This window comes from Thermococcus sp., from assembly GCF_027063845.1.
Taxonomy (GTDB): domain Archaea; phylum Methanobacteriota_B; class Thermococci; order Thermococcales; family Thermococcaceae; genus Thermococcus.
On record NZ_JAMOQU010000127.1, the window covers coordinates 45,368 to 55,532 of the forward strand.

14 protein-coding genes and 1 pseudogene are annotated in these 10,165 nt (G+C 56.0%); 11 read left to right on the forward strand and 4 right to left on the reverse strand.

Translation table 11 applies throughout. From position 1 onward, the window contains the following. The first annotated feature begins 29 nt into the window (after positions 1-29). The 7 genes and pseudogenes from MVO87_RS10595 (at position 30) to MVO87_RS10625 (ending at position 5,002) form a co-directional block, all read left to right on the forward strand. Positions 30-1,367 carry a TldD/PmbA family protein gene (locus MVO87_RS10595; RefSeq protein WP_297553107.1) on the forward strand — a complete coding sequence of 446 codons (1,338 nt, stop codon included), beginning with the start codon at positions 30-32 and terminating at the stop codon, positions 1,365-1,367. Next, positions 1,368-2,573, forward strand: a complete 1,206-nt coding sequence (locus tag MVO87_RS10600) for a TldD/PmbA family protein (RefSeq protein WP_297553109.1) — start codon at positions 1,368-1,370, stop codon at positions 2,571-2,573. Beyond that, positions 2,570-2,902 (forward strand): hypothetical protein, encoded by a 333-nt coding sequence (locus tag MVO87_RS10605; protein ID WP_297515016.1) that lies wholly within the window; start codon positions 2,570-2,572, stop codon positions 2,900-2,902. Before MVO87_RS10600 ends, MVO87_RS10605 begins: the two co-directional genes overlap by 4 nt. Continuing rightward, on the forward strand, positions 2,899-3,507 hold the full coding sequence (locus MVO87_RS10610; RefSeq protein ID WP_297515019.1) for a class I SAM-dependent methyltransferase: 609 nt from the start codon (positions 2,899-2,901) through the stop codon (positions 3,505-3,507). Before MVO87_RS10605 ends, MVO87_RS10610 begins: the two co-directional genes overlap by 4 nt. Then, positions 3,504-4,169: pseudogene (locus MVO87_RS10615) on the forward strand (carbon-nitrogen hydrolase family protein). The gene MVO87_RS10610 and the pseudogene MVO87_RS10615 overlap by 4 nt, the downstream one beginning before the upstream one ends. 49 nt (positions 4,170-4,218) lie before the next feature. Beyond that, positions 4,219-4,548 (forward strand): methionine--tRNA ligase subunit beta, encoded by a 330-nt coding sequence (gene metG / locus MVO87_RS10620; protein ID WP_297515022.1) that lies wholly within the window; start codon positions 4,219-4,221, stop codon positions 4,546-4,548. Position 4,549: 1 nt separating this feature from the next. Then, positions 4,550-5,002, forward strand: coding sequence for a protein-tyrosine phosphatase family protein (locus tag MVO87_RS10625; RefSeq protein ID WP_297553110.1), 453 nt, complete (start codon positions 4,550-4,552; stop codon positions 5,000-5,002). Here MVO87_RS10625 and MVO87_RS10630 read toward each other — a convergent pair. Next, positions 4,989-5,552, reverse strand: a complete 564-nt coding sequence (locus MVO87_RS10630; protein ID WP_297553112.1) for a nitroreductase family protein — start codon at positions 5,550-5,552, stop codon at positions 4,989-4,991. The genes MVO87_RS10625 and MVO87_RS10630 overlap by 14 nt on opposite strands. A 55-nt stretch (positions 5,553-5,607) precedes the next feature. Then, on the reverse strand, positions 5,608-6,357 hold the full coding sequence (locus MVO87_RS10635; protein ID WP_297516204.1) for an MBL fold metallo-hydrolase: 750 nt from the start codon (positions 6,355-6,357) through the stop codon (positions 5,608-5,610). Positions 6,358-6,432: 75 nt separating this feature from the next. On the opposite strand from MVO87_RS10635, the gene MVO87_RS10640 reads away from it, so the two are divergent. Further along, a complete protein-coding gene (locus tag MVO87_RS10640) occupies positions 6,433-6,897 on the forward strand; it encodes a Mut7-C RNAse domain-containing protein (protein WP_297516198.1) in 465 nt (154 codons plus the stop codon). Continuing rightward, the gene (locus tag MVO87_RS10645) at positions 6,894-7,604 is read left to right on the forward strand and encodes a 6-hydroxymethylpterin diphosphokinase MptE-like protein (protein WP_297516195.1); all 711 of its coding nucleotides are present in this window, start codon (positions 6,894-6,896) and stop codon (positions 7,602-7,604) included. The genes MVO87_RS10640 and MVO87_RS10645 overlap by 4 nt, the downstream gene beginning before the upstream one ends. Positions 7,605-7,678: 74 nt before the next feature. Here the strand turns inward: MVO87_RS10645 and MVO87_RS10650 are convergent, their stop codons facing one another. Next, positions 7,679-8,506: a hypothetical protein gene (locus MVO87_RS10650; protein ID WP_297516192.1), complete on the reverse strand. Its 828-nt coding sequence runs from the start codon at positions 8,504-8,506 to the stop codon at positions 7,679-7,681. A gap of 94 nt (positions 8,507-8,600) precedes the next feature. Here MVO87_RS10650 and MVO87_RS10655 point away from each other — a divergent pair, with 94 nt between their 5' ends. Together MVO87_RS10655 and mobB are read left to right on the forward strand one after the other, a co-directional pair. Then, the gene (locus MVO87_RS10655) at positions 8,601-8,816 is read left to right on the forward strand and encodes an LSm family protein (RefSeq protein ID WP_297516187.1); all 216 of its coding nucleotides are present in this window, start codon (positions 8,601-8,603) and stop codon (positions 8,814-8,816) included. A gap of 9 nt (positions 8,817-8,825) precedes the next feature. After that, positions 8,826-9,560, forward strand: coding sequence for a molybdopterin-guanine dinucleotide biosynthesis protein B (gene mobB / locus MVO87_RS10660; RefSeq protein WP_297516184.1), 735 nt, complete (start codon positions 8,826-8,828; stop codon positions 9,558-9,560). On the opposite strand, the gene MVO87_RS10665 is transcribed toward mobB, so the two are convergent. Beyond that, a complete protein-coding gene (locus MVO87_RS10665) occupies positions 9,547-10,083 on the reverse strand; it encodes a M67 family metallopeptidase (RefSeq protein ID WP_297516181.1) in 537 nt (178 codons plus the stop codon). The genes mobB and MVO87_RS10665 overlap by 14 nt on opposite strands. Between the last annotated feature and the right edge of the window lie 82 nt (positions 10,084-10,165).

The following is a 10,165-nucleotide window of genomic DNA, read 5'->3' on the forward strand; positions in this document are numbered from 1 at the left end:
TTAAGGATTATCTTTGATTTGGAATTCAGGTGATTTCAGTGGACGTTTCAAGGGTCGTTGAGCTCGCGCTCTCGCTCGGCGCGGAGTACGCCGAAGTGAGAGAGGAGCGGTTGATTAAAACTGAAATCGCGGGCTCGGACGAGATAAACGTTTCCACCCGCTACTCTGGGGGATTTGGGGTTAGAGTCCTTGTGAACGGCTCTTGGGGATTTGCCTCCGTGAACTCGCCCGGCGACTTAGAATGGGCCGTCAGGAAGGCTGTGGGGCTCGCAAAGGTTAGCGGAGGAGATGTGAAGCTCGCCGAAGTCAAACCCGTCCGGGACCGGGTACGAAGCAGGATGAAGGTGAGGCCCTCAGAAGTGTCGCTTGAGGAGAAGGTCGGGGCCGTGAAGGAACTTCTGAACGACCTGCCGGAGGCTCCGAGAAAGACCGTGAAATATTCGGACTTTTCGGGCATCAAACAGCTCGTCACGAGCGAGGGCACCGAAATCGAGTGGGAGCTGACTGGGATTTCCTTTGAGGCCGATTTGGTAGTTTCCTCTAACGGAAGGAGCGCGTGGCTCTTCAGCTTGACCGGCTCAATCGAGAGGGGCTTTGAGGCGGTTGATGCCATGAAGAAGAAAATCCTCACCGAAATCAGCGGTCAGATGAACTGCTTCCTTCACGGAGGAAGGCCAAAGCTAAGGAACGTTCCGGTTCTCCTCTCACCTTACTTTGCCGGCACGATTGCCCACGAGGCCCTCGGCCACCTCGCCGAGGCGGATGAACTGCCGAACACGCCTTTAGCTGATAAGCTCGACGAGAGAATTGCCCCGGAGTTCGTAGGCCTGAGCGATGGGAACGTTCCCGATGGTCATGGAAACGACCTCTACGACGATGAGGGTGTCCAGGTGAAGAAGGTCGAAATCCTGAAGGATGGAGTTTTCAACGAGCCCCTCGTGGACAGGGAGCGGGCTTACCTGCTGGGGGTGGTACCCAACGGGCACGCAAGGGCCGAGAGCTACGCCTTCGAGCCGATGATAAGGATGCGGAACACCTACTTCGAGCCAGGTGACTGGACGTTCGAGGAGCTACTCGAGGAGGTCAAGCTCGGCTACTACCTCGTGAGCGCCGGACCGGGACAGACCGGCCTTGACTCTTCATTTACAGTTGGAGTCATGGAGGGCTACGTCATCAGGAACGGCGAGATTGCCGAACCGATATTCGGTGCGACGGCGAGCGGTAAAGCCCTCGATGCCCTCTCCGGAATCAGGGGGCTCGGAAGGAAGCTCGACTTCGAGAACTCATACTGCGGAAAGGGGCAGGTGGTGAGGGTGAGCATGGGAGGGCCTCACGTCCTCTTCGAGGAGGGAATCCGGGTGGTGTAAATGGAGCGTGAGGTTTACCGTCTGAGGGAGGAACGCATTGGTGTTTCCCTTGAGAGAAACATTAAGCCTTTTGCACGGGTTAGAGAGTTCACTGCCGTAAGGTTAATTGAGAACGGGAAGGTGGGTTCTGCACTTGCAGAAGGCAGAGCCGAGGGGGAGGCTTTGAGGCTCGCCCGCGAGACGCTCCGCTTCTCAAAGGAGGAAGATTATCATCTCCCGCCCGGTTGTAGGGTCCGCTGGGACAGAACGTTTGAGGCAGATGTAGAGGACATCGCCGGCGAGCTCTCCGCGTTAGCTGACGAACTTGGAGAGAAGGAACTTTCCCTATCCGGGACTGTGGAGTTAATAACCCGGCGCTTCTCGGTTGAAAGCACAGCAGGAGCAGACGTTAATGGTGCATACTCCCTGATGAGGGCCGAATTTGAAATCGGAGGCGGGATTTCCTTTCAGACTTCTGCAGGCTCGGCTTCAAGGGTTGAGTTCACCGAGTTCATAAACCCCTACCTCGGACTTATAGAGGGGCTTAGTAGGGTTAACCCTCCAAGGGGAAACGTTGAGGCGATATTCACCCCGACACCTCTTTACAGCATTCTCCTCGTTCCCGTCCTCTGGAGGCTTAGAGGGAGTACTTCACTCAAATCGCCGGGAATGGAAGCAAAAGAGGGGGAAACCCCAGCTTCGCAGCTCATCACCATTCTCGACGACCCCCGCGATGAAGGCTCGCTCCGCTACGTTAAAGCGGACGACGAGGGGGTTAGAGCGAGAAAGAACGTCCTGATAGAGAAGGGCACGGTTAAAAGTCTCCTATGGGACAGCTACACCGCTTGGAAGGCAGGAAGAGAGAGCACGGGGAACGGGATAAGGCTCGGCGAGCGAATCTTTGACGGCCCACACAACCTGACGCTCGTCCCTAGGCAGAAGAGCCTCGACGCGTTAATTGGGGAAGTTGAACGGGGCTTTTTAGCCCTCAGCGTTAGGGGGGCAAACACCCTCGACCCTGCCTCCGGTGACTTCTCGGTCGTTGTAACACCAGCCCTCATTATCGAGCGGGGCGAGGTCAAGGGTTTTTCACGTTTTGAGCTCAGAGGAAACGTTTGGCAACTGCTCAAAAACACCACCGGCGTTGGAAGGGAACTAACGAGGGTATGCTTCGACGAGGGATTTTCCATCTCCCTTCCCTTCCTTAGGACAGAGGTGGTGGTATGAGGGACTCCCTGGCGGTTCTTGCGGTTCTTTTCCTCATCGCCCTTTTCTTCCTGCCAGCTTACTACATCGGGCCGCTTTACCTCCTCCTCGTTGTCATCTACCTCCTCGCGCTCTACGCCGTGGAAAGGAGGGGCCCCAAAAGGGTTGAATCGGTCATCGATGTGGCGTTCTTCCTCACGTTGATGTGTCTCCTTATGAAGAAGTTTGGGGAACCCCTGTGGCAGGGGCTCGCGCTCGGGCTGCTTCTCCTCGGGCTCGAAGCTGCAAAGGGTTTGTGGAGGAGACGCTACCGGGATAAAAGTCTGGACAAGCCGGGGGTGAGACCATGAAAGTCATAGAGACCTTTTATTCCAGGGCCCTTGATGCCTTCAGGGAATTTGGCGGAACCGAGGAAGAGCTGATGTGGCTGGTCGGTTCGAGACTGGCCCTGTTTCCGTCACACGGGGAAGAAATACGGCTGAGGCTTAGGGTTATGGAAGAAATCGTAAAACGAGCGAAGGGAAAAATCCTCGACGTTGGCTCCGGTTCAGGGTTGCTCGCCCTAGCGCTCTCCGAGAAGGGAACCGTCATCGGAGTCGAAAAGAGGGCTGACTTCTTTCCCCTCCTTCGGGAGCTTGAGAACGAGCGGCTGAAGTTCATGCAGGGCGACTTCCTCAGGGACGATGTTGGCGGGGACTTTGACGTTGTCGTTTTCTCCTACATCCTCCACGACCTCAAACCGGAACCGTTTCTCAGAAGGGCCGTGGAAGTTTTATCGCCGGGCGGTAGGATAATAGTCGGTGACTTTGACCTCAACGGTCTGAAGGAGAGGCTCAAAGAGTCAGCCAAGCTCCATAGGTTGGCTGTTGAGGAGGAGCTGGTACTTGGGCGTGCTTCAAGCCACGGAAAGGTGTGTGAGGCTTTCCTGCTTGTCTTTGGGAGGGTAGAAAAATGAAGGTCGTCCTAATCCCTATGCACGTTGAGACTGGAAACTTCGAGGCCAACTGGAGGGAGTTCGAGAAGCGCTTCAACGAGGCCTTGAGGCACGACCCAGACTTCCTCGTCTTCCCGGAGTACTGCCTCACTGGCTTCGAGGAGTGGGACTTCAGCGGGGCAGGGCTCTACGACGAAATCTTGGGTAGAGTAGCCCAGCTCGCCAGGGAAGCCGGCGTTTACATCGTCTTTGGCCTCCTTGAGCCCTACAAGAACTGTGTCTACAACTCGGCCCTGCTCATCGGCCGAAACGGGGAGGTTCTGCTCAAGCACCGCAAGTTCTAGGAGCCGATGAAGTTCTGCACGGGTAACACGGTGAGAACGGCCAGAACAGAGTTTGGGAAGGCCGCGATAATCATATGCGGCGACCTGTACAACAAGCGGATAGCAAAGTGGATTAGGCAGAAAAGGCCGGACTTCCTGTTTGTGCCGATGGAGTACTCTCCGGATTACGGCGAGCTCAACGAGGAGGACGTTGAGGCCATGGCGGAGCGGGTTAAACTCCTCGGCGTCAAAACTTTCATAGTCAACAGCCACTCACCCGGCGGTGCGTGGGCCTTTGACCCCGATGGGAAGCTTCTGGCGTCATCAAGGGGTTATGAGATTCTGGTTGTGGAGATCTGAGCTCCGAAACCCTTAAGCCCAGTCCCGCTAGAAACACGACGGTGATAGTATGGAGCTCTACGACGTCTCCGAGTTCTGGAAGTTTGACCTCCGCGTCGGCCTCGTGAGGAAGGCCGAGAAGCTGAAGCGGACAAGGAAACTGATAAAGCTCGACGTGGACTTTGGAACCGAGCGGAGAACGATAATAACGGGTATAGCCGACCAGTACAGCCCGGAGGAGCTTGAGGGCAAGAAGTTCATCTTCGTCCTCAACCTGAAGCCGAAGGAGTTCTCGGGAGTCAAGAGCGAGGGCATGCTCATAGTGGCGGAAAACGAGGAGGGAAAGGTCTACCTCCTGCCCGTTCCCGATGAGGTCCCGGTGGGAACGAAGGTGTGGTAATATGTGGCGCTCGGCCAAGTTCGTAGACGATAACGTCGCCTTCTCGCGGATGCCCGTGGAGAAAGAGCTGGACGAAGTTGTCGAAACCTTCGACGCCGTGGTGGTCTTAGTTGAGGACTTCGAGCTCTCGTATTCACTCGATGAGTGGGAAAGGAGGGGAGTTGAAGTATTTCACAGCCCAATCCCGGATTTCAGCGCCCCTCCCTTGAGCAAGCTCATAGAAATCCTCCGCTGGATTGAGGAAAGAGCGAGGGAAGGGAAGAAAGTTCTGATTCACTGTCTTGGGGGCTGTGGACGGAGCGGTACGGTAGCGGTCGCGTGGCTGATGTACTCCCAACACTTGTCCCTCAGGCAGGCCCTCTACCGCGTCAGGAGGCTCAGACCGTGTGCAGTTGAGACTGAGGAGCAGATTGAGCTTTTGCAGGAGCTGGAAAGGGCAATTAAAACCCGTTGAAGCTCACGACCTCCTCAAGCTTTTTCCTCTCGTACTTCGGCTTCGGGTCCGCAGGGTAGCCGACGGGCAGAATCGTCTGGAGCTTGTAGTCCTTTGGAACGTTCAGGAGCTCCTCAACTGGTTTTGGGTTGGGAGGGGTGTATGTTACCGTTCCGAGGCCGAGCTCTTCGAGCGCGAGGAGTAGGTATCCGACGGCAATCCAGGTTGATTGGAGCCAGTACGGCGCTTTGGTGTGACCGAAGACGAGTATCAGATAGGGCGCCTCGCTGAGGAACGGTTTCTCGGGCTTAAAGCCCTTGGCGTTGAGCCACGCCATCAGGTCGCCCTTCGTCCTCGAGTAGAACTTCTCCTCTTCCCCCTCGCAGAGCTCCCGTATTTTCCCCTTCAGCCAGTCGTCGTCAATAACAACGAACCTCCAGGGCTGGGCGTTCATACCGCTCGGCGCTTCCTTCGCCACCTTTAGAGCCTTTAAGATGTCCTCCCTCGGCGGTTTATCTGGAAGAAAAGTCCTCACGGTCTTCCTTCGCCTCGCCAGCTCAAGGACTCGCATGGCATCACCGTAATAAATTAGGAGCCGGGAGTTTTAGGGGTTTTGGGCGGTTGGCTCAGACGTAGAAAACCATGCCGTCGTAGGCGACGAGAACTTTGTTTCCCCATCTCTTCCGCACGTAGTCGGTCAGCTCAAGGAACGGAAAGTTCTTGTGGGAGATATGGCTCAGAACGGTTCTCTCAGCTAATCCAAGCCCGAGTTCGGCCGCTTCGTCAACGTTGTTGTGATAGGGGTCGTCGAAGCCGGGCGGGTAGGTGGCGTCCACAATCGCCAACCTGAGCGGGGCCCTCTCTTCCAGAAACTCCCGCGTCTCCTCTGGAAGGCCCTTGGTGTCGTAAAGCAGGGCCACACTCTTCCCATCCTCTTCGATGAGGTAGCCGAGGGTTTCAACGCCGTGGTTCAGCCTCAGTGCCGTAATCCTCAGCGTGTCGAGCTCGACCGTTTCGAAGGGCCTGAGCGTTCTCGGGCGGAGGTTCTTCGGATCCTGCAGGATTAGCGCGTCGGCACTCCCCTCCGGTGCATAAAGAACCGTTTCCCTTGCCATCCAGCGGAGCTTGTAGAGGCCGTAAATGTGGTCGTGGTGCCAATGGGTGAGAAAAATCGCCTCGAGCGGGACGTTGAGGAAGTCCCTTATGTCGGTCCCGACGTCGAAGAGAACGGCTTTCCCGTTTTCTGTGATTACCGCCAGCGTTGAGGGCCTCCTCTGGGCGAAGCCGAACTTCCTCGCCTCGGTGCAGGTCGGGCAGGTGCAGAGATGAGCTGGAATCCCCTCGCTCCCGCCGGTGCCGATGAAGTAGACGAGCATAAGGACCACCGGTTTATATTTTATGGCCGTGAAATAGAGGCTGAGTTTATAAGGGTTCTCCCGTAACCCCTTCCGATGAAGTTCATCGCCGACATGATGCTTGGCAGATTAGCGCGCTGGTTGCGCCTCTACGGCTACGACACCCTCTATGGAATCGAGAACGATGATGAGATAATCGAGGTTGCCCTGAAAGAAGGCAGGGTAGTCCTCACCAAGGACGTCGCCCTTGCGGAGAGGGCTGAAAGGCTCGGCGTCAATGTCTTCCTCCTCCGCTCCAACTCGCTTGAGGGGCAGGTTGAAGAGCTGAAGCGCCTCGGCGTTGAGTTTGGGGAACTCTTTCCAGCGAATGCACGATGTCCGAAGTGCAATGGGCCCATAAAAGCGGTTTCAAAGGAGGTCGTTAAAGGTAAGGTTCCGCCGAGGGTCTACGAGAATTACAACGAATTCTACGTCTGTGAAAACTGCGGACAAATCTACTGGCCCGGAAAACAGTGGCGGGAGATGCTGAAAATGGATAAAAGGTTGAGGGGGTTGAAATGAGATGGGATGACTGGGAGCCCTTCTACCTCCGCATCGTGAAGGAGATGGGCTATTCAATCGAGGAAGACAGGAAGTCGGCTGAGCTACTCCGCTCGCTCCTCCTTGGGGGCGATGAGTACATCCTCCGCGAGGAGCTTGAGGCGGTAATCGGACGGAAAGCCTACGTTTTCGGCGCGGGTCCAAGCCTTGAAAACGCCTTGAAGGAGTTCGACTTCTCGGACGGGACGCTCATATCTGCCGACGGGGCAACGACGGCCTTGCTCGACTTCGGCCTCGTTCCCGACGTAATCGTCACGGACCTCGACGGAAGGATTTCTGACATAAAGCTCGCCAACGACAGAGGTTCCTTCCTCGTCGTCCACGCCCACGGGGACAACGGGGATAAGCTCGTCTCCTACGTCCCGTTCCTGTCGAGAATCCTCGGAACAACTCAAGCCGAGCCCCTCGACATAATCTATAACTTCGGAGGCTTCACCGATGGCGATAGGGCTGTATTCCTGGCGGAGGAGCTCGGTGCGAGGGAGATAACGCTGGTCGGCTTCGACTTCGGCGATATCGTTGGGAAGTGGAGCAAGCCCTCACTGAAGAAGCACTCGCCAGTCTGGGAGAGCAAGCGTAAGAAGTTCGAGTTCGCGAGGGAACTGTTGGAGTGGCTGGAGAAAAACGGGCGGGCGAGGATTGAGTATTTGACGCCAAAAGATGACTGATTAAGTAGTCATTCGAGTGAACGATTGAGTACTGTTTTTGGTCATTCCGTTGACCAATTAAAAAGAAACTGAAATCAGCTCAAATCCTTGAGCTTCCTGACCTTTCCGCCCTTTATCTCGACGTAGCCGAGCCTCTTGAGGAGCCTGAGGGTCTCCTCGAAGGAGTCGCGCGAGTAGTTGATGACGAGGGTTCCCTTCGGCGTTGGCACCGCTATCGGCGAGGCCCTCAGAAAGCCCTTGGTGAGCTCCTCCTCCGGGATTTTCTTGTCGCCGAGGGCCTTCAGGATTTCCTCCGCGAGGATTGCCCTGCCGACGAGGGCGAAGTAGGCTTTCAGCAGGTAGTCCTCGGGGAAGTACTTGCTCGCTATCTTTCCGAGGGCGTTCACCTTGGCGATGTTCAGCTCAAGGATTTCGAACTCGTGCTCTATGACGAGGTCAACGAAGGCGAACTGTTTGGCCTTTTCCTCAACCTTTCCGGGGTCGTGGACGAGGTTGAACGGGAACTTGAACTCGAACTTCAGTTCATCGACGTTGATTCCCTCCTTGAGCCTGACGTTGACGCCGTCGTACTCTATTGCCCCGTTGCGATAGAGCTGGTCGAGAAGCTCAGCCACCCAGAGGCCCTCTTTGAGTAGCTCGTCGGCCTTCTCGCCGGCCTTGAGGTGCTCAAGGACGTGGTTGAGGCTCTCCCTGAACGAGAGGAAGCCCTCTCTGATTGCCTCGACGTCGGCCCCCTCAAGGTTCTCAATCCTCTCCTCGATTTCCCCGAGCGTTCCCTCGATGAGGTAGCCGACGAAGGCCTCGTAGCCCTCCCTTGAGCGGACCTCAAAGCGTATTCCCTCCTTCCTGAGCTCCTCGATGAGCGCGCGCTTAACGGCTTCGTTCTTCGTGACGAGTCTCATACCACCACCCGAATGGGGAACGGTGGCCCGCTTATAGGCTTTGTGATGCGGGAAAGTATTAAAAGCCCTTAACATAGCAACGGCGGGGGTGGCTATGAGCGAGAAGCAGTATTTGCTCGACAAGACGCTGGAGCGCTGGAAGGGGAAGAGGGTGGCGGTGGGCGTTGGAAGCGAGACGAGCTTTTCGGGAATCCTTGAGGATTTTGACGAGGAGGTAATCCTTCTCAGGGAAGTTACCGACTACGCGGGCAACAGGGCCAAGGAGCTAATAGTTAAGATAGACGACCTCAACTGGATAACCCTGCTGTGAGGTGAGAGCATGAGGGGTGTTGCCTTCGTCGGCTTCAAGAAGAGCGGGAAGACGACGACTGTTGAGGCCGTCGCGAGGGTTTTGAAGGAGCGCGGTTACCGTGTAGCAATAGCGAAGAGCATGCACGTCGACTTCGACAGGGAAGGGAGCGACACCTGGCGGTTCTCGAAGGTTGCCGATGAGGTTATAGTTCACGCCCACGACACCGACGCGCTCCTGTTTAAGGCCAAGGACATAAACGCGCTCTTCTCGATGGTTTCGGCCGATTTCCTCCTGCTTGAGGGGTTCAAATCGATACAGCACGTCCCCAAGGTGATATGCGCGAGGGGCGAGGAGGACGTTAGAGAGCTCAACGACGGCTTAGCAATAGCGGTGAGCGGGGTCATAGCTTCGACAGGAATTAAGGAGATTGACGGCCTCCCCGTCATTGACGCGACGAAGGAACCCGAGAAGCTCGCCGACCTCGTCGAGAAAAGGGCCTTCATGCTCCCCAACATAGACTGCGGTCTCTGTGGCTTCAAGTGCGCCGAGATGGCGAGGATGATTGTCAGGGGCGAGAAAACGCTCAAGGACTGCGTTGTGCTGAGCTCGAAGCCCAAGGTCACGGTCAAGATAGACGGCCAGGTTCTCCCGATGAAGGACTGGGTGCAGGAGCTGGTAGAGAAGACGATAAAGGGCATGCTCTCGGCGATGAAAGGCTACCGCGAGGGCAGGAGGATAGAGATAGTGATTAGGGAGGATTAATCGGGTTCCTCTGTGTGAGTGCCTCAAGTCTCAGCTTTTTGAATTCCTCGTTCGTTCCTCCCTCGCCAAAGGTTCCCCGTCGGACGGTCTTGGCGAGTACCTTTATCCCCTCTCTGGCGTCATTAGCTTCATCTACGATTTTGACCTCCTCCACCCCGCCCTCTCCCAGAATCCACCCCTTAACTTCCCCTCCCGGCGTGACAATGAGCCAGGGAACCCGCCAGTTCTTCATTCCCTCCAAGTCGCGCTCGCTCGGCAATGGTGGGCATTTGAGGTGGGAGTGAAAGATTCCGACAACTTCGAGGCCCCTCGCTTCCGCCTCATCGAGGGCCCTGACCATTTCTTCTGGTTCCATCTCGAAGGCGCTCGGGGAGTTGAGCATGTTCCTGACCTGCTTCACTTCCAAAACCAGAAACTCTTCTTCGTCTCTCCTGCCTAGGAGGAAGCCGCACACTTCGATTTTCGAACTCCCTGCCATCTTGATGAGCATTTTGATAATCTCTCGCCCTATAATGAGCCTCATGTGACAAATTTGACCCCAACAAACTTTATAAAGTTTGGCAATATGACAAACCTCGCGGTGATACTATGAGGTGGGCCCTCAC